We start from the raw sequence: 23,234 nt of genomic DNA on the forward strand, positions 1-23,234 counted from the left end.
GAACGAAGCAGTTAGAGTGGCGCGATTCGATCTCATCCAGAAAGCACACCATGCACAAGCTATTCCCCGGCGGCGCGCTGCTGGCGCTGGCCGTGGCCGGCGCCCCGGCCTGGGCCAAGGAGCCCGCCGCCAGCGCCAATGAAGCGGCCACCGCCCGCCACTACGCGGGCCTGATCGCGGGCGAGCAGCCGAAGCTGTCCGAGCTGACGCTGTTCTTCACCCAGATGCCGAAGGGCGGCGACCTGCACCACCATTATTCGGGTTCGGTGTACGCCGAGACCTATACCGAATTCGTCGACAAGCAGGGCTTCTGCATCGACACCCAGACCTGGCGCATCGAGACCGACAAGGCCACCGTCGCCGCCGAGCGCGCGAAACCGGCGGCGCAGCGGGTCTGCCGCTCGGGCGCCGAGGTGCGCGCCGACGAAGATGCCTGGCGCGAAGTGGCCAAGCGCTGGTCGAACAGGGATTTCTACAACCACACGCATCTGCAGCCGGCGCCCGACCAGCGCTTCTTCCAGACCTTCGGCTACTTCGGCCCGGTGGCCAACGACAACCTGCGTGAAGGTCTGCTTGAGATCAAGGGGCGCGCGATCGCGGAAAATGTCGGCTACATCGAAACGATGTTCCTGCTGTCGCCCTTCATCGCCAACCCGGATTTCGACAGCCAGACCTGGACCCATGTGAACGACGACAAGGCGCTCGACGATGCGCTGCGCGCCAAGCTCAAGGCGTTGGACCAGGACGCCGCCTTCAACAAGTCGATCGACGACTTCGTCGCGCAGATCCATGCGGCCTCGGAAGGCATCGACGACGAGCGCTTCACCATGCGCTACCAGAACTACACGCTGCGCCTGTTGAACCCGTCACAGGTGTTCTCGGCCATGGTGTCGAGCTTCAAGGCGGCGAGCAAGGGCGGGCGCATCGTTGGCCTGAACATCGTGGGCCAGGAAAGCACCCACGTGGCGATGCGCGACTACGTTCTCCACATGAAGATGTTCCGCTTCCTGAAGTCGGTCTACCCGGACGTGAAGGTGGCGATGCATGCGGGCGAACTGGCGCTGGGCGACGTGCCGCCGGAAGGCCTGAAATTCCACATCGACCAGGCGCTGGCGGTGGCGGGCGCCAACCGCATCGGCCACGGCCTGGACCTGGCGCACGAGGCGAATGCCCTCGGCATCATGAAGACCATGCGCGAGAAGGACATCCCGGTCGAGATCAACCTGACCTCGAATGCCTTCATCAGCGGCGTGTCGAGCGCGAACCACCCGCTCAACCTGTACCGCAAATACGGCGTGCCCTACGTGATCTCGACCGACGACGCCGGCGTGACCCGCCACACGCTGTCGCATGAGTACGTGCAGTTCGCCAGCCAGTTCAAGCCGAGCTACGCGGAAGTGAAGAAGGCCTCGTACAACAGCATCCGCTACGCCTTCCTGCCCGTGGCGGAAAAGCAACGGCTGACCCGCCAGCTGGACCAACGTTACACCGAATTCGAAGCAAAGATCGCGGGGCTGAGCGCCCTGGCGGTCCGCGCCAAATAAAGTGTGACTTGCGCGGCCCGGCGCCCGCCGGGTCGCCATCTTGTCATCATCCCCCGCGACTCCCCGGCACTAAGTTAATTAAAAATTAACTTATGTCGTCTTCACGCTACAAAAATCTTCGTTCCCACGGCGCTTCGACGGAATTTTTATCAAAAAAATTCCGCGCAAGATTGCCGCACATATAATCCCGCCTTGTCATATTTGGGCCGACAGCACTCTGATTATGTCGCGTACAGACAACACTTACACAGCGATTTATACGTAAAAGCTCTGAATAGCCAAGCCAAAACGAATTTGTCGGGTTGTTCAAAGCTCATGCATATTGGGCGGGATTGCGCTGTATCTCACTACTCTGTCGTGTAACTTTGTTGAAACATTGTAACGATAAAATCGCAGCCGCTTGCCGGCTGAAGCGCTGGCCGCATCAAGCAAAAAATACAAGCAGTACATCGTAGGGGAGGGCGTCCGCCCGGGCGTCCAACAATAAATTGAAGTTCTTTTTGGGGTAATCAATGATCACTCAACAGCAGATCCGGCTCACCAAATTGGCGCTGGCTTTGTCGGTTGCATTGGCGGCGTCGCCGTCGTTTGCACAGAACACCACGTCCGCCATCGGCGGCCGCATTTCGAACGCTGCGGGCGCACCGGCGGCCGGCGCACAAGTGCAGATCGTGCACGTCGAGTCGGGTTCTGTCAGCAATGTCGTCACCGACGCCGAAGGGCGCTACACCGCGCGCGGCCTGCGCGTGGGTGGTCCCTACACGATTACCATCACCAAGGATGGCGTCACCGAGACCCGTAACGACGTCTACGTCGAACTGGCCCAGACCGCGACCGTCGACGCGACCGTCGGCATCCAGACCGTGACCGTGGCCGGCTCGGCTGTTCGCTCGGAAATCTTCTCGAGCAATAACATGGGCGCGGGCACCTCTATCAGCAATACCCAGCTGCAGACCCAGGCGTCGATCAACCGCAACCTGCAGGACTATGCCCGTGCCGACCCGCGCGTGTCGCAGACCGACAAGGACCGCGGCGAAATCTCGGTCGCCGGCCAGAACTCGCGCTACAACTCGATGACCATCGACGGCGTCGCCATCAACGACACCTTCGGCCTGGAATCGAACGGCAGCCCGACCGCGCGCCAGCCGATCTCGATCGAAGCGATCCAGTCGGTGCAGGTCAACGTCGCCAACTACGACGTGACCCAGAAGGGCTACACCGGCGCCAACATCAACGCCGTGACCAAGTCGGGCACCAACACCTATCGTGGCGGCGTGTACTACGTGTTCCGCAACGACACCATGGCGGGCGATCGCTACGACGTGGTCACCGACACCTACAGCGAACCGCCGAAGTCGAAGGAAACCACCAAGGGTGTGTGGGCATCGGGTCCGCTGATCCAGGACAAGCTGTTCATCTTCGCCCTGGCCGAAAACTTCGAGAGCTCGCGTTCGAGCCCGGACTTCGGACCGATCGGTTCCGGCGCCGGCACCACCGTCGGCATCACCCAGTCGGCCATCGCCGGCGCGCAGCAGATCGCCCAGGGCTATGGCCTCGACATCGGCACCCCGGCCGTCCCGACCGGCGCCATGCTGACCTCGAAAGAGCGCATGGTGAAGTTCGACTGGAACATCACCGACGACCACCGCGCCAACCTGCGCTACGCCAAGACCACGCAGGGCGAGCCGTTCTTCCCGGGCTTCTCGAACACCGGCGTCGGCCTGTCGTCGAGCTTCTACAACCAGGGCAAGGAAATCGAGACCGTCGTCGCCCAGGTGTTCTCGGACTGGACCGCGAACTTCTCGACCGAGTTCAAGTACTCGACCCGCGACTACGATTCGGCCCCGGTCAACGCGACCCGTACGCCATCGATGGCCCTGCAGTTCTCGGGCGCGCTGCCGCCAGGCGCGCCGGCCGGCCTGGCCAGCGGCAACCGCTTCCTGAACTTCGGTACCGAGCGTAGCCGTCACAACAACGTGCTGGGCAACAAGACCACCGACCTGTACGCCGGCGCGAACTGGATCGTGGGCGACCACGAACTCAAGTTCGGCGCCGACCACACCAAGACCGAGATCTACAACGCCTTCCTGCAGGGCGTGTTCGGCGAATACACCTTCGCCTGCCTGGATTCGGCCGATGCGAACTTCTACAGCTTCGGCGCGCTGCCGAGCTGCGCGCGCGCGACCAATGCGCAAGTCGAAGCCGCCGTGCTCGAGAACTTCCGCCGCGGCCGTCCGCTGAGCTACAGCGTGCAGCGCGGTCTGCCGGGCGCATCGATCGAGGACGCGATCGCGCGCTTCGACACCAAGAACACCGGTCTGTTCCTGCAGGATACCTGGGCCGTCAACGACCAGCTGACCCTGACCTACGGCGTGCGTTACGACCGTAACGACATCAACAACCGTCCGCTGTACAACGCCGCCGCGGCCCAGCCGCTGGTCGCAGCCAACCCGGCCACCGGCGTGCGCCAGTCGGGCGGCTTCGGTCTGGACAATACCCGGACCATCGACGGCACCGACCTGGTCCAGCCACGCGTCGGCTTCAACTACCGCTTCGACAATTCGCCGCGCCCAACCCAGCTGCGCGGTGGTTTCGGCCTGTTCCAGGGCGCCGCCGCCGCCGTGTGGATGTCGAACCCGTTCTCCACCTCGGGCGTCGCCACCGCGACCATCAGCTGCTCGGGCGTCGGCGCAACCCGTTGCCCGACCACCGGTGGCCTGTTCAGCACGAATCCGGACAACCAGCCGAACGTGTCGGGCGCCGTGCCTGCCGCCAACGTCGACTTCCTGGATCCGAGCTTCCGCCAGCCGGCGATCTGGAAGACCAACCTGGCCTTCGATACCGAACTGCCATGGGGCGGCCTGGTGTTCGGTGGTGAGCTGCTGTACACCAAGAACAAGCACGCCATCTATTACGAGCACCTGAACCTGGGCGCCCCGACCGCGATCGGCTCTGCCGATGGCCGTCAGCTGTTCTGGAATGCAGCGGGCCTGAATCAGGCCAGCTATGGCGTGTCGAACAATGCCGCGACCCTGATCAGCAACAGCGGCGCAACCAACCGCGCGCTGAGCAACCGCAGCTTCAACAACGTGCTGGTGGCGCGCGATACCGACAAGGGCGACGCGAAAGTGGTCACCATGTCGCTGTCGCAGCCGATGACGAAGGGCCTCGGCTGGTCGGTGTCGTACACCTACACCGATGCGACCGAAGTCTCGCCGCTGACCTCGTCGGTGTCGAACTCGAACTTCAACGGCCGTTCGGTGTTCAACCCGAACGAAGAAGTCGCCGCGACCTCGAGCTACGCCATCAAGAACCGCGTGAACGCGTTGCTGAACTTCCAGAAGAAGTTCTTCGACAACTACAACACCCGTTTCGGCGTGTTCTACGAAGGTCGTGAAGGCCGTCCGTACAGCTGGACGTTCAACAACGACATGAACGGCGACAACCTGTCCGGCAACGACCTGATGTACATCCCGACCGCGTTCGGTTCCGGCGAAGTCGTGTTCTTCGGCGACACCGCGGCCAACCGTTCGAACGAGCAGCGTTTCTGGGACGTCGTCAATGCCAACAAGGGCCTGCATGGCGCCGCCGGTGGTGTCGTAAAGCGTAACAACAGCACCTCGCAATGGGTCAACACCTTCGACGTGCGCATCAGCCAGGAAATTCCAGGCCTGTTCAAGCGCAACAAGGCAACCTTCACGCTCGACTTCATGAACTTCGGCAATCTGCTGAACAAGAAGTGGGGCCGTACCGAAGAAGTCGCGTTCCAGTCGGCCGGTGGCCAGGCGCGTAGCTTCGTCGACTTCGCAGGTACCGATGCACAAGGTCGTTACGTCTACGTCGTGCGTAACGACGTCGAGCGTCAAGACCTGAAGCAGTCGAAGGGCGAGTCGCAGTGGGCGATCCAGGCAACCCTCAAGTACGAATTCTAAGCACGTCGAATTCGTAGCATGAGCATGTCGAAACGGCCGGTGGCAACACCGGCCGTTTTTTCTTTTAAAAAGGTAGGAGCCCAGCCAGCGTAAGGATTTTCCGCGCACGAGCCGCGTGGGATAATGTTGGCTGTCGAGTTCGCTCGAGCTCCGTTTTTCCGGATCCGCCGTTCGCGCCGGTCCGCATCCACTAAAGGTGTTCCGATGATCGTTTCGCGCCGCGCATGCGCCAGTCTTTCCACCCTCACCATGGCGCTGCTGCTGGCCGGCTGCGTCAGCGCGCCCCAGGGGCCGGTGACCCTCAATCTCGTGTCGCTGAACGACTTCCACGGCAACCTCGAACCGAGCCGCTACGTCCTGAAGCATGCGGACGGCAGGGAAGAAGTCATGCGCGCCGGCGGCGCCGAAGCGGTGGCCGCGGCCCTGCAGGCCTGGCGCAAGGAAGACAAGGACCTGCTGCTGGTGTCCACCGGCGACATCGTCGGCGCCAGCCCGGCGCTGTCGTCGCTGTGGGCCGACGAGCCGACCATCGAAGTGATGAACATGCTGGGCCTGCGCGCCAGCGCGCTTGGCAACCATGAATTCGACGGCGGCCGCAAGGAACTGCTGCGCCAGCAGAAGGGCGGCTGCGATTCGCCGCATCCGACCCGCGCCTGCAAGTTCACCCCGGACTTTGGCGGCGCCAGATTCACCTACCTGGGCGCCAACGTGATCGACGCGGCCACCGGCAAGCCCGTGATCCCGGGCTTCAAAATCGAGGAAGTGAAGGGCATCAAGGTCGGCCTGGTCGGCGTGGTGCTGAAGGACACGCCGAACATGGTGGTGGCTTCCGGCGTGGCCGGCCTGCGCTTCGATGACGAGGCCGAGGCGATCAACCGCACGCTGCCGGCCATGCGCGCCGCCGGCGCGCAGGTCATCGTGGCGCTCGTGCACCAGGGCGGCCGCACGGTGGAGTCGCCGCTGCAGGCCGGCTGCGCGCAGCTCAAGGGCGACATCGTCGACGTGGTGAAAAAAATCGACCCGTCGGTCAGGCTGGTGCTGACCGGCCACTCGCACCAGGGCTACCTGTGCGAGGTCGACGGCCGCACCGTGACCCAGGCCGACACCGCCGGCCACCTGCTCACCCGCGTGTCGATGCAGGTCGAGCCGGCGACGGGGGCGATCAGCAACCTCGAGGTGAAGAACGTGGTGATGAAACCGGGCGCGTACCCGGCCGACCCGAAGATGACGGCCTTCGTGGCGCAGGTGAAGGAGCGCAGCAAGGAAGCCCTGAATCGCCCGATCGCCCGGGTGGCCGGCGCCCCCGTGCTGCGCAAGACCAATGATGCCGGCGAGTCGGTGCTGGGCAATATGATCGCCGATGCGGCGCTCGATTCGGCCCGTCACCTGGGCGCGCAACTGGCCTTCATGAACAATGGCGGCATCCGCCGCGACCTCGAGGCCGGGCCCGACGGCATGGTGGCCTTCGGCCAGGCCCAGGTGGTGCTCCCGTTCGGCAACACGACGGTCGTGATGGACCTGAGCGGCGCACAGATCCGCTCCCTGCTCGAACGCCAGTGGGCCGACGGCGTCGATTCGAATTCGTCGGTGCTGCAGATTTCCGAGGGCTTCACCTATGCCTGGGACCCGAAGCGTCCGGCAGGCAGCCGCCTGGTGCCGGGCAGCCTCAGGTTGAACGGCAAGGAGATCCAGGACGGCGCCACCTATCGCATCGCCACCAACAACTTCCTGGCCGAAGGCAGCGACGGTTATCCGGAGTTCCGCCACGGGACGGCGCGCGTCGACACCGGCATGCGCGACCTGGACGGCTTCATCGCCTGGCTGAAGAAGATCGAGGGGCAGGGCGCCGCCATCGCCCCCGGGGTTGCCAACCCGGCGCCACGCATCCGCAAGGTCAACTGAAACGACAAGGAATCACCATGAAAAAACTCGCATGCGCGCTGGCGCTGACCGGCGTCTTCGCATCGGTGGCCGCGCCCGACGCCGCCGCCTGGGGCCGCGACGGCCACCGCGCCATCGGCGCCATCGCCGACCGCCTGCTCAAGGGCAGCAACGCGCACAAGGAAATCGCGCAGCTGTTGCAGCCGGGCGAATCGCTGGCCTCGGTCGCCAACTGGGCCGACTGCGTCAAGGGCACGTTCTGCGGCCCGCAGACGCCCGAGATGGTCGAGTATGTGGCCGGCAATCCGCGCCACGGCGAATACCACTACACCAATGTCCCGTTCCAGCTGGACCACTACCATGAGCATGGCGTGGGCACGAGCGAGGTCGACATCGTGCAGACGCTGGAGCAGTGCATCGCCGTCCTGCAGGGCAAGGTTGACCCCGCCCTGAATCCGCACAAGTTCACCAAGCGCCAGGCCCTGATCCTGCTGGCCCACTTCGCCGGCGACATCCACCAGCCGCTGCACGTGGGGTCGGCGTTTGTTTCCAGGGACGGCAAGTTCGTGGTGCCGAAAAACCGCGCCGAGATCGACGAGACCCTGGTCTTCGACTCGCGCGGCGGCAACAACCTGCTGCTGGATAACGCACGCCTGTCCGCCCTGTCGGACGGCGTGATTCCTCCAGGGGAGCCGGTGGTCGTCAAGGAAGGCGTGCCGGCGGCGCTGACCAAGCCGTTCCACTCCTACTGGGACAGCACCACGGTCGACTATGCGTTCCGCCGCATCAAGACGCGCACGCCGGAGCAGTTCGCCGACGTGGCGGTCGCCAGCCAGCCCCAGCTCAAGCGGGCGCAGGGCGACGTCTCGACCTGGCCGGTGCAGTGGGTCGAGGACGGCCTGGTGTCGGCCAAGCTGGCCTACAAGGACGTGGTGCCGGGCAGCCTGACCCCGCAGACCGGCAAGAAGGGCGAGACCTACTACACCTTCGCGCTGGAGGTGCCGCAGCACTATCCGGTGCCGAGCTCCGAGATCGCCAAGACCCAGCTGATCAAGGGCGGCTACAACCTGGCGGCGATGCTGCAGGCGATCTGGCCGTAACAGCTACATGCGCGCATGGGCGATGAAACGCCTACTTCGCCTGGCCGGGCAGGCCAGGCGATCGCTTCACCGCGTCGAAGAACACGCCCTTCCAGAGGACCACGATGTGGTCGTGACCCTTGACCAGCGCTTCCGTGCAGGACAGGTCGATGACCGTCACGGTCAGGGGCAGGCCCAGTTTCCACGATGAGGCATGCGCGTCTTCGCGCAGGTAGCGCACCGCGTCTTCATAGTGGCGCGTGAACTCGGGCTCGTCGCACACTTCGCCATCCATCGACACCATGCCCGGTTCGACCACGAAGAGCTTGCCGACCAGGCGCGCGGCCTGCCGGTCGTCGAGCGCCGTGACGTTCGAAGCATCCAGCATCCGGGTGATGCGCCATTGTCCCAGGATGTCATCGTTCGGCCTGATCGGCCCGGCGGCGAGTGCAGGCAGGAGCACGCTTGCAGCAAGTGCGAGGATTGCGGCAGGCCGCAGGCAGGCGAGGGTGCGTAAGCTCATGCGGGATCCTGGTTCGATCGGGATGGCGCCAGGAACGGCGCCGCTTCTTCGGCACGGCGCGAGACCAGGCCGCGTGCGACCACCAGCCTGCCATCGATCGTGGTCTTGGTCAGTTTCTTGATATTGATGGCGGCCCCCGCCATATCGCCCTTTTCGACGAGCTTCCACGTGCCCCTGCTGCCGCGCGCGCCGGCGTTGTAGGCCAGGCTGACCAGGGCATCGAACTGCGCCTGGGTGAGCGGCTGCCTGCGTACGCCGTTGCGCACTTCGCGTTCGGCCCGCGCGACCCGGCGCGCGAATTCGGCATCCATCTCGGCCTGGCTGACGGGGCGTCCCAGTTCTTCTTTGGTGCATGGCCCCCGGTGTGCAAGAATGCCCGGACCCCAGGTGCAATGGCCTACCCCCGGTCGCCCGCCGTCGTCATAGTAGTGATAGACGTCCACTTCTCGCTTGCGCATGCGGGCACGCGCTTCAGTGCTCATGCCGAGATGGTCGTTGACGCCTGCCGTGCCTTGTCGTGTGTTTCCGTTCCCCATGATCGCTCTCCGCCAATCCGCGGATCTTCAATTTACCGGCTGGCCGTCCGAGGTCGGTTGAGTGCACTCAACCGATCGGCGCCGGGGCCGCTGAATAATGAGCGCTCTCATCAGAAGGTTGACATGGCAATCGACGTGTATCTGCAAATCGACGGCATCAAAGGCGAGTCGCAAGACGACAAGCACAAGGACTGGATCGAGTGCGTTTCGGTGAACTGGGGGATCCGCCAGCCCCGCAGCGCCACCGCGTCGACCAGCGGCGGGCACACGGCCGAACGCGCCGAACTGCGCGAGATCGCGCTCAGTAAGCTGGCCGATCTGTCGAGTCCCATCCTCATGCAATATTGCGCGATGGGGAAAACAATTCCCAGAGCAAAGCTGGAATTCATGCGGGCCGATGGCAGCGGCAATCCGATCCGCTACTTCGAAATCGAACTCGAGAACGTGCTGATCGGCGCCGTCGAGCCCAGCATCGAACCGGGCGCCATCCTGGATGAGCACGTCAGCCTGAAATATTCCAAGATCAAATGGCGCTATACACAGCAGAAAATCGCCGGCGGCGGTGGCGGCAGCACGGTCGGTGGCTGGGACCTGGCCGCCAACCGCATCGCGGCATGATTGCGCGCCTGCGCGGTGGCCTCGGCTAGAATCTGGTGAACCCGACCAGACCCCGAGGCCCCATGCATCCCACCTTCAAGGCCGCCATTGCGGCTGTATGCCTGCTTCCCTCCCTCCACGCCGGTGCGCAGTCGTCCGAGCCGGCCGACTTGCCGCTGTGGGAATTCGGTCTCGGCGCCTTCGGCCTCACCGCGCCTGCCTATCCCGGCGCCGAAGATCGCAACAACCGCGTGTTGCCCGTGCCCTACCTGCTGTACCGCGGTGAAATCCTGCGCGCCGACCAGTCGGGCATCGGGGCGCGCCTGTTCCGTTCCGACCGGCTCGAGTTCGACGTGGGCCTGGCCGGCGCCTTGCCGTCCGACTCCGACGACGTCGACATCCGCGCCGGCATGCCCGACCTGGGCGCCCTGTTCGAGTTCGGGCCGCGCCTGAAGATCCGGGTGGCCGATTTCGACGGGGGCAGCCAGATGCGTAGCCGCCTGCGCGCGGAACTGCCGCTGCGCGCCGTGATCGAGGCAAGGGGAGGGCTGCGGCGCCAGGGCTGGACCTTCGAGCCCAAGCTGGCGTATGAGACGCGCGGCGAGCGCCGCTTGTGGAGCGTCGAGGGCAATGTCTCGGTCGTGTTCGGCGACAAGCGCATCAACCGCTATTTCTACGAGGTGCAGCCGCAGTACGCCAACGCCGCACGCGCCGCTTATGACGCCGACGCCGGCCTGATGCTCACCCGCGTCGGGCTGTTTGCCACGCGCCAGTTGAATCCCGACCTGCGCCTGTTCGGCTTCGTGCGTTTTGAATCGTATGCCGGCAGCGCCAACCGCGACAGTCCGCTGCACCTGAAGAACACCGGCACCTCGGCCGGCATCGGCTTTGCCTGGACCCTGGCGCGCTCGAGCCGCCGCGCGGCGGGCTACGAGCCGGTCGATCCGGTCACGCCATAAAAAACGCCGGGACCAGCCCGGCGTCAAACGGAGACACGAATCGTCGGCGTCAGGCGGCCTGGCGCATCGCCAGCGCCGGACGGCCGGCATGCTTGAGTGCAGGACGGCCGCCCGCTTGCGGCTCGAAGCGGAAGGTCGACACCAGCTGCGCCAGCAATTGCGCCTGTTCGCGCATCGAGGTCGAGGCCGCCGCCGCTTCTTCCACCAGCGCCGCGTTCTGCTGCGTCACCTGGTCCATCTGGGCGATCGCCTGGTTCACCTGTTCGATGCCGGCCGACTGCTCCTGGCTGGCCATGGCGATGTCCGACATGATCGCGGTGACGCGGCCGATGCTGTCGACGATTTCCTGCATGGTGTGGCCTGCGTCCGACACCAGGCGGCTGCCTTCCTCGACCTTGGCGCTCGAGTCGCCGATCAGGGTCTTGATTTCCTTGGCCGCCGCCGCCGAGCGCTGGGCCAGGTTGCGCACTTCGCTCGCCACGACCGCGAAGCCGCGGCCCTGTTCGCCGGCGCGCGCCGCTTCCACGGCGGCATTCAGGGCCAGGATATTGGTCTGGAACGCGATGCCGTCGATGACCGAGATGATGTCGACGATCTTCTTCGACGAATCGTTGATCGCGTCCATGGTCTGCACCACGCGGCCGACGGTCTCGCCGCCGCGGCCCGCCACCTGCGAGGCGGTCTGCGCCAGCGTATTGGCTTCGCGCGCATTGTCGGCGTTCTGCTTCACGGTCGAGGTCAGTTCTTCCATCGACGACGCGGTCTCTTCCAGCGCGCCGGCCTGCTGCTCGGTGCGCGACGACAGTTCGAGGTTGCCGGCCGAGATCTGGTCGGCGGCTTCGACGATGGTCTCGGTGCCGCTGCGCACCTGGCCGACGATGCCCACCAGGTTGTCGTTCATGTCCTTCAGGGCGCCCATCAGCGCGCCGGTCTCGTTCCGCCCCCGGGCGACGATCCGGCTGCTCAGGTCGCCAAGGGCGACGGTCTGGGCGACGGCCACGGCTTCTTCCAGCGGCGCGGTGATGCGCCGGCCGATCCACCAGGCGAAGGCGGCGCCGGCCACCAGGGCGATCGCGGCCAGGGACATCTGCAGGTTCAGGCTGGTCGCGAAGCCATCGTGGATCAGGCCGGCGTCCACTTCAACCACTTTCTTCTGGTACGCGACGATCGCGCGCAGGCTGTCGATATACGATTTCACGCGTGGCAGCATGTCGGTGGCGAGGAACTGACGCACCGCTTCGTCGTCGCCGGCGGCCTTCTTTTCGAGCACGCTCTTGCGCGCGGCGCGGTAGCCTTCGCGCTGTTCGTCGACCTTGGCGAACAGGGCCATTGCTTCGGCGTCGCCCTTCAGGTTCTCGACCAGTCCCTTGTGCAGCACGTCTGAGCGCTTGGACGAGGTGGCGATATCGTCGAGGAAGAATTTCTCGTCGCCGGGATCGACCATCTTGATCGCGGCGATGGTGCGCGCCGCGTTGGTTTCGATGATGGCCTGCCATTCCTGCAGCATGGCGAGACGCTCCATGCTCTCGTTGGTGAGCTTGTCGGTCAGGTTTTCCGCCTTCTTGGTCTGGATCAGGCCGATGCCGACCAGCAGCACCATTGCCGCGAGCAGGGTGGCGAAGCCGCCCAACAGGAGGCTGCGCAACTTGATATTCTCGATTGTCATAACTTTCCTATAGCAAAAATTCTAACCGCAACGACGACAAACATTTAGTTGTCGTGGGGAAAGTAGGTATTTTCTCAGACTCTAGGACAAATGCCGAGAAGCATTGCATTTTGTATGCAAAATATCGACGAAGTGTGGCGGCAAGGTGACGATCAGATGTCACCCCAGTCCATGGCGGCTGGATGCAGGCGGTGCGCCGGCGCGGGAAGGGGAATCGAGGAGGAGGAGGAGGAGAAGGCCGCCTGCCCGCGAGCGCGGGCAGGCGAGGCGGTCGCTCAGCGCGACTTGACGAAGGGCTTGCCCAGCGCCTTGGGCGCCACCGACTTGGCCATCAGGCCGGCCAGCACGACCACGGTGACGATGTACGGGATCATCTGGATCAGCGAACCCGGGATGCGGCCCACGACCGGCAGGTCGACGCCTTCGATCTGGATCTGGACCGCGGCGAAGAAGCCGAACATCATGCAGCCCAGCACCGTGTGCAGCGGACGCCAGTTGCCGAACACCAGGGCGGTCAGCGCCAGGTAGCCGGCGCCGGCCGACATGTCGCGCAAGAAGAAGCCGCTCTGGACGATCGACAGGTAGGCGCCCGAGAACGCGCACAGCACGCCGGCGATGATCATCGCCGTGTAGCGGGTGCGCTGGACCGGGACGCCGGCGGCGTCGGCCGCGTGCGGGTTCTCTCCGCAGGCGCGCAGGCGCAGGCCAAAGCGGCTGTGGAACAGCACCCAGTGCACGATCGGCAGCAGGGCGAAGGCGAAGTACACCAGCGGCGAGTGGCCGCCGATCAGGCGCGTCCAGACCCAGCCCAGGCCGGGAATGTCGGCCACCAGTTCCGACCCCGGCAGCACCACGGTCGACAGGCGCGCCTCGCCCAGGTCCGGCGTGCGGCCGCCCTGCTGGAAGAAGTACTGGGCCACGACGAAGGTCAGGCCGCTCATCGCGATATTGATGGCGATGCCCGCCACCAGCTGGTTGCCCTTCTGGGTGATCGCGACGAAGGCCTGGACCAGGGCCAGCGCGACTGAGGCGAGGATGCCGGCGGCGATGCCGATCCACGGGTCCTGGTAGGTATAGGCGACGCCGGCCGAGACGAAGGCCGAGGCCAGGATCTTGCCTTCGAGGCCGATGTCGACCACGCCGCTGCGTTCGGCGAACAGGCCGGCCATGGCCGCGAAGATCAGCACCGGCGCATTGCGGATGGTGGAGACGACGATGCTGGCGAACTGGAAGTCTTCCATGGCTTATCCCTTGCGTGCGCTGTTGCCGCGCGTTGCGTTGATCAGTTTCAGCAGCGCCGGCGCGTACATGTTTTCCATGGCGCCGCAGAACAGGATGATCAGGCCCTGGATGAAGATGAAGGTCTCTTGCGGGATGTTCGGCTTTTCCAGCGACAGGTCGAAGCCGCCCTGGATCAGCGCGCCGAACAATACCGACGACAGCAGGATGCCGACCGGATGCTGGCGGCCCATCAGCGCGATCGCGATGCCGATGAAGCCGGCGCCGGCCGGGAAGTTCAGGCTCAGGTAGTGGGTCGAACCGAGGATCGAGTTCACCGCCGCCAGGCCGGCCAGGGCGCCCGAGATCAGCATCGCGACGATGATGGTGCGGCTGATGCGCACGCCGGCATAGTGGGCGGCGTGGGCGTTCAGGCCGGTCGCCTGCAGCTTGTAGCCCCAGCTCGAACGCGACACCGCCACCCAGTAGATCGCCAGCGCGACCAGGGCGAGGATGAAGGCCAGGTTGAGCGGGGTGTTCTCACCGAAGAACGGCAGCCAGGTCGACAGCTGCGGGATCGCCGCGGCGTCCGAGAACACGCGGCTGGCCGGGTTCTGGTCGCCCTCGGGGATCAGGTACTTGACGATGATAAAGTTCATCAGGCCGGCGGCGATGAAGTTGAACATGATGGTCGTGACCACCACGTGGCTGCCGCGCTTGGCCTGCAGATAGCCCGGCAGGAAGGCCCAGGCCGCGCCGAACAGGGCGCTGGCGACGATCGCCAGCGGGATCAGGAGCCAGCCGGAGAGGGTGGAATCGAACGCCAGCATGGCCAGGGTCAGGCCCAGCCCGCCCAGGTACATCTGGCCTTCGGCGCCGATGTTGAACAGGCCCGCCTTCATCGCGATCGACACGGCCAGGCCGGTGAAGACGAAGGTCGAGGCATAGAACAGCGTGTAGGAGAGGCCTTCCGGATTGATGATGGCGCTGCCCACGAGGATCTGCAGCGATTCGACCGGGCTCTCGCCCAGCAGGTGGATGACCAGCGCGGCGACCAGCAGCGCGGACAACAGGTTCAGGACCGGCAGGACGAAGCCCGAAGCCCAGCGGGGAAGTTCAGTCGTTTTCATGATTTGTGCATCCCGCCCATCAGGAGGCCGATGCGGGTGGTGTCGAATTCGTCAATATGGAGTTCGCCGGTGACGCGGCCGCCCGACATCACGACGATGCGGTCGGCCAGCGCGCGCACTTCTTCCAGCTCGGTCGACACCAGGAGGATGGCCACGCCTTCGTCGCGCAGGCGCAGCAGCTGGGTGTGGATGCTCTCGATGGTGCCGATGTCGACGCCGCGGGTCGGCTGGCCGACCAGCATCAGCTTGGGCGCGGCGGAGACTTCGCGCGCGATCACGACCTTCTGCTGGTTGCCGCCCGAGAGCAGGCCGATGCGCACATCGGGATCTTTCGGACGCACGTCGAAGGCCTCGAGCAAGTGGGCGCAGCGCCTGGCGATGGCGTCGAAGTCGAACAGGCCCAGGCCTTTGGTGACCCGGTCCTGGTAGCCGAAATAGGTGTTCTGCATGACCGAGAAATCCTTGATCACGCCGTCGCGCAGGCGGTCTTCCGGCACGTGGCCGATGCCGAGGTCGCGGAAGGTCGCGGGCAGGCCGTCGGCGTTCGCGCGGCCGGCGAAGGGCAGCGGCGCGCCTTCCATCGTCACGGTGCCGGAGGTCGGCAGGCGCATGCCCGCCAGGATTTCCATCAGCTCGCTCTGGCCGTTGCCCGAGACGCCGGCGATGGCGACGATCTCGCCGGCGCGCACGTCGAGAAAGACGTCGGCCAGCAGCTGGACGCCATTGGCGTCCTTCAATTCCAGGCCCTCGACCTGCAGCACCGGCGCGCCGGGCGCGTGCGGTTTGCGCGGCAGGTTGCCCTCGATCGGGCGGCCCACCATCATGTTCGCAAGCTGCTCTTTCGAGGTGTCGCGGGTGGCGACGGCGCCGGCCACGCGGCCTGCGCGCATCACGGTCACCTGGTCGGTGATCTCCATGATCTCGCCCAGCTTGTGGGTGATCAGGATGATGGTCTTGCCCTGTTCCTTGAACAGCCGCAGGATGTCGAACAGCGAGGCGATCTCTTGCGCGGTGAGCACCGCGGTCGGCTCGTCCAGGATCAGGATCTCGGCGCTGCGGTAGATCTGCTTGAGGATCTCGACGCGCTGCTGGGCGCCGACCGACAGGGTCGAGATGACCGCCAGCGGATCGACGTCGAGGCGGTAGCGGGTGCAGATCTCGCGCAGCTTGGCCTCGATTTCAAGGCGCTTCTTCGACAATTTGAAGCCGCCCTCGGCGCCGAGCATCACGTTATCGAGCACGGTCATGTTCTCGACCAGCATGAAGTGCTGGTGGACCATGCCGATGCCCAGGTCGATCGCTTCCTGGCTGGAGCGGATCTTCCGTTCGACGCCATCGATGACGAGCTGCCCGCTGTCGGCGTGGTAGTAGCCGTACAGGATGCTCATCAGGGTGGATTTGCCGGCGCCATTTTCGCCGATCACGCCATGGATCGAGCCCTTGGCGATCGAGAAGCTGACGTCGGCGTTCGCCTGCACGGGCCCGAAGGCCTTGCTGATGTTGCGAAATTCTACGGCTGGCTGCATTGCGGTCTGTCGTAAATATGAAGTGTCTTTATCATTCAAAAGCGCGCCGGGCCGGTTGGAGCCGGCGCGGCGCGCTTTGAATGGAAATGAAAGGATCAGACCGGGCAGCTGCTGCCTGCGCGGTAATCGATGACCTTGATCTTGCCGTTGATGATGTCGCTGCGCACGGCGTTGACGCGCTTTTCGATCTCGGGCGTGACGACCTTGCGGTTGTCCTTGTCCAGCACCCAGTCCACGCCGCCTTCCTTCAGGCCCTTGTGGTGCACGCCGGACTTCCAGGTGCCGTTCTTGACGGCCATGAAGGAGTCGTACACCGCCACGTCGACGCGCTTGACCATCGAGGTCAGCATGGTGCCCGGATGCATGTAGTTCTGGTTCGAATCGACGCCGATCGCCAGCTTGCCGCGCTCCTTGGCCGCCTGCAGCGTGCCCATGCCGCTGCCGCCGGCCACCGCGAACACGACGTCGACGCCGCGCGCGAACTGCGCGCGCGCCAGCTCGCCGCCCTTGGCCGGGTCGTTCCAGGCGGCGGCGGTGGTGCCGACCATGTTCTGGACGACCTCGACCTTCGGCGCCTGGGCCTTGGCGCCCTGGCCGTAGCCGCAGGCGAAGGCGCGGATCAGCGGGATGTCCATGCCGCCCACGAAGCCGAGCTTCTTGGACTTGGAGGCCATGGCGGCGGCGACGCCGACCAGGTAGGAGCCTTCCTGTTCCTTGAACATCACCGATTCGATGTTCGGGCCTTGCGCCACGCTGTCGATCAGCACGAAGCGCACGTTCGGGAACTCACGGGCGACTTTTTGCACGGCCTGGGTTTGCGAGAAACCGATGGCGGCGATCATGTCGACCTTCTTGCGAGCCAGGCCGCGCATGACCTGCTCGGCCTGGGTATCGCTATTGGCCTGGACTTCGAACACCTTGACGCCGGTCTCTTTCGAGAAGCGCTGCAGGCCCTCGAACGCCGACTGGTTGAACGATTTGTCGAATTTGCCGCCCGCATCGTAGACCATGCCGAGCTTGGGCTGCGCGATCGGGCCTGCTGCCGGCGCTGCGACCGCACTGCCTGCGACGCACAGCGCCGCGATGGTCATGCTGAATTGCTTAAATTTCATCAATGGGCTCCTGGAATAGCGATATTGTACATGCGGCATTGTGGCCGATGGTAGGGCTGCGCAATTGCGACCTCGAGCGGCATGGCGGGGGCGACACATCGCGCTGTGCGATTGTGTCAGTCCGGCGATCCGCAGGAGGTTACGGTTTGTATCTGGCGATCATTTTCTCAGCAGAAGGGCAACCGTGTAGCACGGCCACAACAGGCTGGAGAGTCGATCTGGCTGATGTGAGCAAAAACATGCGCAAACTCACGCCATCCCAGCGCAAGCTGTCAAATATGCATCAACCTGCAAGTTGATGACAAATACGATTTTACTTGCCAATTTATTCGTTGGAAATATAACTGCTGCCAACTTTAGCAATTATTTTGTGGCAAGGGCGAAATCGGCGGGCGTCGGGACCGCCTCGGCGGGTGGTTCGGCGGTGGCGACTGCGTCGGCGACGGCCGCCGCGGCGGCCGGCGTTACCGGCAGGCTGAACTGGCGCGTGAGGAAGCCGGCGATCATGTCCTGCGTCGCTTCCAGGTAAGGGATGTTCATGTGGTCGGAGCCGGGCACGACGTCGTCGGCCACCAGCTGGCCGAGCTTGGCCACCAGCAGGTCGGTATGCGTGTGCGGCACCACGTCGTCGCTGGCCGCGCGCAGCACATAGGTGGGCGCCTTGAGCGAAGGCGCGTACTTGATCGACTCGAAGCGGTGCTGCAGCATGTATTCGATCGGCATCACGCGGAAGCGCCGCTTGGCGATCGCCAGGATCGAATCGTAGGGCGTGATCAGGACCACCGAATGGGCGGGGCGCTCCTTGGCGACCTGCACCGCGACGCCCGAACCCAGGCTGCGGCCGACCACGGCGATGCGGTGCGGATCGACCTGGCCGCGCGTGGCGAGCCAGTCGTACAGCAGGCAGCCGTCTTCGATCATGTGGATCTCGGCCGGCACGCCCTGCGACTCGCCATAGCCGCGGTAGTTCAACGCCAGTACGGTCATGTTGGGGAACAGCTTGCCGGCATCGCGCACGACCCAGGACACTTCTTCGGAACGGCCGCCGAAATACAGCACCGCCGGGCGCGGACCGGGAATGGTCGGGGTCATCAGCCAGCCCGAGAGGCGGGTGCCGTCGTTGGCGCGCAAGACCACGGGACGGGTGCGGTGGCCGCTGCTGCGCGGGCTTTTCACCTCGCGCTCGAGCGTGGGATTGAAGACCAGACGGCGCTGGTTGGCGGCGACCGCCGCCGTCAGCCCCAGCCACAGCATGCTGGCAACGCCCGTGATCCCTGCCGCCATTTTCTTCGACATATCCATGACTGACAGTCTACGCCAGCCGCTGAGTTTTGTTTCGTCTGACACCTCTCACTGTTGGTCGGGCCATGCGAAATGGGTCAGAAAGTTGTTTTAAGCCAACATCGGGCGCTGCCGTCGTGCGGGGGTTCCGCTGGCGCGCTGGCGTGCCGATCAGGCGATTGCGGCAATTGCGGTTACGATGGGCATTCACATTCATCCCATGCCCCCTGGAGACGCCGTGCACTATCTGCTCACCTATGACCTCGCCCCCGACTACCTCGAACGGCGCGGCGAATTCCGCGATCGACACCTGAAGCTGGCCTGGGAAGCGCAGGAGCGCGGCGAGCTGGTCCTGGCCGGCGCGCTGGCCGAACCGGCCGATCATGCGGTGCTGGTGTTCGATTGCGCGAGCGCCGAACCGGTCCAGCTGTTCGCGGCGCGAGACCCCTACGTCACGCACGGTCTGGTGCGCGCCTTCCACGTGCGCCAGTGGAATACGGTCGTCGGCGACCTGGCGGGCAATCCCCTCAAGCCTGCCTGAGTTCTTGCCGGATCAACACACGACATGGAGTAAGATTCCCGGCTTGTAGAACATTGCCGGGGAATCCATGCAATCTGCTGTCAATCTGTGGCCACTGCTCGGCGTGGTCGTCGTCGTCGCCGGCTTCCTGCTGCGCGCCAATCCGGTGCTGGTCGCCGTCGCTGCCTGCGGCGTGACCGGCGTCGCGGCCGCCATGCCCGTCATGGCCCTGCTCGAGTCGCTCGGCGCCGCCTTCGTCAAGACGCGCAACCTGCCCCTGATCCTGCTGCTGCCGCTGGCCGCGATCGGGCTCTTGGAGCGCTTCGGCCTGCGCGAACGGGCGCAAACGGTGATCGCGAAAGTGCGCTCGGCCACCGCCGGCCGCCTGTTGATCGTGTACCTGTTTGCGCGCGAGAGCACCGCCGCGATGGGCCTGACCAGCCTGGGCGGCCATCCGACGATGGTACGACCGCTGGTCGCGCCGATGGCCGAGGCGGCCGCGGAAACGCAGCACGGCAAGCTGCCCGAGCGCGTGCGCCACCGCATCCGCGCCATGTCGGCTGCCACCGACAATATCGGCCTGTTCTTCGGCGAAGACATCTTCGTCGCCTTCGGCGCCATCGTCCTGATGCACACCATCCTGCAGGCCGAGGGCATCGAGGTCGATCCGCTGCACATCGCGCTGTGGGGCATCCCGACCGCGATCACGGCCTTCGTGATCCATGCCTGGAACCTGCGCCGGCTCGACGCCGAGATCGGGCGCGAGATCGAGCGTGAGCGCGCGCGTGCGGCGCCGCAGGAGGCCGCATGACCCTCACCATCGACCACTTCTACATCCTGGTGGGTCTGCTGCTCTCGAGCGTGGCCATCATGAACCTGGTGGACCGCAGCAATCCGCGCCGTGTCACCACCGCGCTGTTCTGGGGGCTGTACGCCATGCTGTATCTGGCCGGTGAGCGCATGCCGCCGGCGGCGGTCGGCGCGCTGATGATCGTCATGGCCTTGCTGGCCGGCTTTGGCGGCGTCAAGGCCGGCGCGCCGAAGGCGCTGGGACCGCAGGAGCGCCGCGCCAGCGCCGCGCGGCTCGGCAACCGCATCTTCATCCCGGCGCTGCTGCTGCCACTGGTGACCGTGATCGGCGCCACCGTGCTCAAGGACGTCCAGATCGGCGGCTTGCCCATGCTCGACCCGGCCCACCTGACCCTGGTGAGCATGGGCTGCGGCGCGGTCGTGGCCCTGATCGCCGCCTGCTGGCTGACGCGCGCCACGCCGCTGCAGGGCGTGCGCGAGGGGCGGCGCCTGGTCGACGCCATGAGCTGGGCGGTGGTGCTGCCGCACATCCTGGCGGTGCTCGGATTGCTGTTCTCGGAAGCCGGCGTCGGCAAGGCGGTGGCGCACCTGGCGACCACCTATATCGGCATGGACTCGGCATTCGTCGCGGTGGCGGTGTACTGTATCGGCATGGCGCTGTTTACCATCGTGATGGGCAACGGCTTCGCCGCCTTCCCGGTGATGGCGGGCGGCATCGGCATCCCGGTGCTGATCGGCGTGTATGGCGCCAATCCGGCCGTGATGGCGGCGATCGGCATGTTCAGCGCCTATTGCGGCACCCTGATGACGCCGATGGCGGCGAACTTCAATATCGTGCCGGCGGCGCTGCTCGAGCTGCCCGACAAGAACGCGGTGATCCGCGCCCAGATACCGAGCGCGCTGCCGATCCTGATAGCGAATATCTTCCTGCTGTATTTTTTGATGAACTTGTGAGGCCGCGATGATCAAGACCGTACTGCTTACCGGTTTCGAGCCGTTCAATGGCGCCAGCATCAACCCGGCATGGGAAGCGGTGCGCGCGCTCGAAGGCTGGGAGGGCGTGGTGGGCGAGCATCGTTTCCGGGTCGAGGTGCGCCAGCTGCCCTGTGTGTTCGGGCAGGCGATCGAAGACCTGGTGGCGGCGGTCGACGAGCTGCATCCCGATGTGGCGATCGCGGTCGGCCAGGCCGGCGGCCGGCCCGACATCTCGGTCGAGCGCGTGGCGATCAACGTCGACGATGCCGCGATCCTCGACAACGGCGGCCAGCAGCCGGTGGATGCGCCGATTGCGGCCGAGGGTCCCGCCGCCTATTTCTCGACCTTGCCGATCAAGGCCATCGTGCGCGCGCTGCGCGAGAAGGGGCTCGTGGCCGGCGTGTCGCAGACCGCCGGCACCTTCGTGTGCAATCACGTGTTCTATGGGTTGATGCACCACGTGGCTGGACAGCCGCAGCCGCAGCCGATCAAGGCGGGCTTCATCCACGTGCCTTTCCTGCCGGAACAGGCCGCGGCGCGGCCCGATGCGCCGCCGTCGATGGCGCTGGACGACATCATCGCCGGCGTCAAGCTGGCGGTGGAGGTGACGGTGAGCGTCGACGCCGATGTCCGTGAAGTGGGCGGCGCCACGCATTGAGCGTCGTGCCGGCCTGCTGGCCGCAACCGTGAGTACGAGAAATCCGACAAGCGAACGGCCTTCCCGCTGGCACTATTGTCGAGCAGTCGGTGAATAGAATAAGTTCACCGAAGCTCAAGCGAAAGATGATGTCGTTTCAGAAAGTAAATCCGTCAAGAAGGCGAAGGGAAGGCTGTTACTGTGGGCGAAGCAGCGCCGCCAGCGGCCGGCGCAAGCACGTGCGCAGCCAGACCTGCGCCGGTCATCCTCCCGGCGCGGGCAGCGCCGAACTGGAGGTGACCTGCCGGCGAATCCGGCGCGAGCCGCCGGGCTGATGCGGCCGCCCGCCCGCCGTCAGGGACAACCTCAGGGACGCGGCTGGGCCAGCAGGAACCGCAGCGGGATGCGCAGCGGGATGTCGAGCCTGGCCGACCACGCCCGCTCGCTGTGATCGGTGCCCGGGAACACCCGCTGCATGTAATTCGCATCGGTCTAACCGCGTTCGCGGATGACGTCAGCGCCGAAGTCGAAGCTGGGGCCATACAGCGCGTCGAGCGCGTCGGTGCCGCGGTCCAGGTATAGCGGTGGCCGGCCGGATCCGGCAGGTGCGCGCTCAGGCAGGCAAAGGTGGCCGTCGGGATCGCGGCGTTGCGCTCGAACGTGCCGATCCAGTTGCGGCGTCAGGGGAAGAAGGCGGATTGTATCAACGGCAGACGCCGGGACGCCTGTCGAGCGATCCGGCGGCCGCTGCCGCAAATTGCATCAGCGCAATTTGATATGGCTGACCGCCTTCTCGTCACGCAGCACGAACGCCGCATCCTCGAAACTCGGCGGCCCGAAACGGCCGCGCGCGTCGCGGCTGAAGGCATACCGTTCCTTCGGGATGCCCAGCGCATTGCGATCGAGCTTTCCGTTGTCGTTCTCGTCCTGGAACGACAGCACGGCCCAGGCGCCGGGCGGCACGTCGTCGACGGTGACCACGGTTTCGCCCATGCGCGCCGCGGCCGATGCGGCATATGGGCAGTCCTTCAGGAAGGTCGCCTTGTCGCAGATCGCGACCCGCACCGTGCCCTTGTTGCTGGTGATGCCCTGGACCCTGACCTCGATCGCCGCGGCCGAAGCAAGACCGGCGGCGCCCATGCTCGAGGCCAGCAGGAGGGATAGACCCAGGGTACGAAAGATCGATTGCATGAAGACTCCATCAGGTTAAGTGTGAATCGTGTTTGACCGCCGGGCGGCAGCGCCGCGCAACCGTGCGCATGCGCCGCCATGGTAGGCTGTTGATATCCCGTCATCATGCCCTGGCCG

General features: G+C 65.2%; 19 protein-coding genes. 10 read left to right on the top strand and 9 right to left on the bottom strand.

The genetic code is table 11. The annotated features are described in order from the left end of the window. Positions 1–50 precede the first annotated feature (50 nt). From ABIB38_RS12090 to ABIB38_RS12105, 4 genes are all read left to right on the top strand, one after another. Complete coding sequence (locus tag ABIB38_RS12090; protein ID WP_429204138.1) at positions 51–1,544, top strand: adenosine deaminase; 1,494 nt, start codon at positions 51–53, stop codon at positions 1,542–1,544. Positions 1,545–2,056: 512 nt separating this feature from the next. Beyond that, positions 2,057–5,476 carry a TonB-dependent receptor domain-containing protein gene (locus ABIB38_RS12095; RefSeq protein ID WP_429204140.1) on the top strand — a complete coding sequence of 1,140 codons (3,420 nt, stop codon included), beginning with the start codon at positions 2,057–2,059 and terminating at the stop codon, positions 5,474–5,476. Positions 5,477–5,680: 204 nt separating this feature from the next. Then, positions 5,681–7,378, top strand: a complete 1,698-nt coding sequence (locus ABIB38_RS12100) for a bifunctional metallophosphatase/5'-nucleotidase (protein WP_429204141.1) — start codon at positions 5,681–5,683, stop codon at positions 7,376–7,378. 17 nt (positions 7,379–7,395) lie between these two features. Then, entirely contained in the window at positions 7,396–8,457 is a 1,062-nt protein-coding gene (locus tag ABIB38_RS12105; protein ID WP_429204142.1) for a S1/P1 nuclease, read from the top strand. A gap of 31 nt (positions 8,458–8,488) precedes the next feature. Here ABIB38_RS12105 and ABIB38_RS12110 read toward each other — a convergent pair whose 3' ends face one another. Both ABIB38_RS12110 and ABIB38_RS12115 read right to left on the bottom strand, forming a co-directional pair. Then, entirely contained in the window at positions 8,489–8,959 is a 471-nt protein-coding gene (locus ABIB38_RS12110; RefSeq protein WP_429204143.1) for a hypothetical protein, read from the bottom strand. Then, positions 8,956–9,495, bottom strand: coding sequence for a lysozyme (locus tag ABIB38_RS12115; protein ID WP_429204145.1), 540 nt, complete (start codon positions 9,493–9,495; stop codon positions 8,956–8,958). The genes ABIB38_RS12110 and ABIB38_RS12115 overlap by 4 nt, the downstream gene beginning before the upstream one ends. A 123-nt stretch (positions 9,496–9,618) precedes the next feature. On the opposite strand from ABIB38_RS12115, the gene ABIB38_RS12120 reads away from it, so the two are divergent. Beyond that, the gene (locus ABIB38_RS12120; protein WP_429204147.1) at positions 9,619–10,113 is read left to right on the top strand and encodes an Hcp family type VI secretion system effector; all 495 of its coding nucleotides are present in this window, start codon (positions 9,619–9,621) and stop codon (positions 10,111–10,113) included. A gap of 62 nt (positions 10,114–10,175) precedes the next feature. Further along, positions 10,176–11,051 (top strand): MipA/OmpV family protein, encoded by an 876-nt coding sequence (locus ABIB38_RS12125; RefSeq protein WP_429204149.1) that lies wholly within the window; start codon positions 10,176–10,178, stop codon positions 11,049–11,051. A gap of 49 nt (positions 11,052–11,100) precedes the next feature. Here the strand turns inward: ABIB38_RS12125 and ABIB38_RS12130 are convergent, their stop codons facing one another. From ABIB38_RS12130 to ABIB38_RS12155, 6 genes are all read right to left on the bottom strand, one after another. Next, positions 11,101–12,717, bottom strand: a complete 1,617-nt coding sequence (locus tag ABIB38_RS12130) for a methyl-accepting chemotaxis protein (RefSeq protein ID WP_429204151.1) — start codon at positions 12,715–12,717, stop codon at positions 11,101–11,103. Between the two features lie 275 nt (positions 12,718–12,992). Continuing rightward, entirely contained in the window at positions 12,993–13,958 is a 966-nt protein-coding gene (locus tag ABIB38_RS12135) for an ABC transporter permease (RefSeq protein WP_429204153.1), read from the bottom strand. A gap of 3 nt (positions 13,959–13,961) precedes the next feature. Further along, the gene (locus tag ABIB38_RS12140) at positions 13,962–15,065 is read right to left on the bottom strand and encodes an ABC transporter permease (RefSeq protein ID WP_429204155.1); all 1,104 of its coding nucleotides are present in this window, start codon (positions 15,063–15,065) and stop codon (positions 13,962–13,964) included. Further along, positions 15,062–16,591, bottom strand: a complete 1,530-nt coding sequence (locus tag ABIB38_RS12145) for an ABC transporter ATP-binding protein (protein ID WP_429204157.1) — start codon at positions 16,589–16,591, stop codon at positions 15,062–15,064. Before ABIB38_RS12145 ends, ABIB38_RS12140 begins: the two co-directional genes overlap by 4 nt. Positions 16,592–16,686: 95 nt before the next feature. After that, on the bottom strand, positions 16,687–17,703 hold the full coding sequence (locus tag ABIB38_RS12150) for a BMP family lipoprotein (protein WP_429204159.1): 1,017 nt from the start codon (positions 17,701–17,703) through the stop codon (positions 16,687–16,689). Between the two features lie 363 nt (positions 17,704–18,066). Next, on the bottom strand, positions 18,067–19,005 hold the full coding sequence (locus ABIB38_RS12155) for an alpha/beta hydrolase (RefSeq protein WP_429204161.1): 939 nt from the start codon (positions 19,003–19,005) through the stop codon (positions 18,067–18,069). A gap of 217 nt (positions 19,006–19,222) precedes the next feature. On the opposite strand from ABIB38_RS12155, the gene ABIB38_RS12160 reads away from it, so the two are divergent. The 4 genes from ABIB38_RS12160 (at position 19,223) to pcp (ending at position 21,947) form a co-directional block, all read left to right on the top strand. Next, positions 19,223–19,525, top strand: coding sequence for a YciI-like protein (locus ABIB38_RS12160; protein WP_429204162.1), 303 nt, complete (start codon positions 19,223–19,225; stop codon positions 19,523–19,525). 67 nt (positions 19,526–19,592) lie between these two features. Then, positions 19,593–20,315, top strand: a complete 723-nt coding sequence (locus ABIB38_RS12165) for a DUF969 domain-containing protein (protein WP_429204164.1) — start codon at positions 19,593–19,595, stop codon at positions 20,313–20,315. Continuing rightward, positions 20,312–21,268: a DUF979 domain-containing protein gene (locus tag ABIB38_RS12170; protein ID WP_429204166.1), complete on the top strand. Its 957-nt coding sequence runs from the start codon at positions 20,312–20,314 to the stop codon at positions 21,266–21,268. The genes ABIB38_RS12165 and ABIB38_RS12170 overlap by 4 nt, the downstream gene beginning before the upstream one ends. A gap of 7 nt (positions 21,269–21,275) precedes the next feature. Beyond that, entirely contained in the window at positions 21,276–21,947 is a 672-nt protein-coding gene (gene pcp, locus ABIB38_RS12175) for a pyroglutamyl-peptidase I (RefSeq protein ID WP_429204168.1), read from the top strand. 741 nt (positions 21,948–22,688) lie between these two features. On the opposite strand, the gene ABIB38_RS12180 is transcribed toward pcp, so the two are convergent. Further along, positions 22,689–23,117, bottom strand: coding sequence for a DUF2141 domain-containing protein (locus tag ABIB38_RS12180; RefSeq protein WP_429204170.1), 429 nt, complete (start codon positions 23,115–23,117; stop codon positions 22,689–22,691). Positions 23,118–23,234 lie beyond the last annotated feature (117 nt).

The organism is Massilia sp. UYP11 (assembly GCF_050434805.1).
In the GTDB taxonomy this organism is placed as follows: Bacteria; Pseudomonadota; Gammaproteobacteria; order Burkholderiales; family Burkholderiaceae_D; genus Telluria.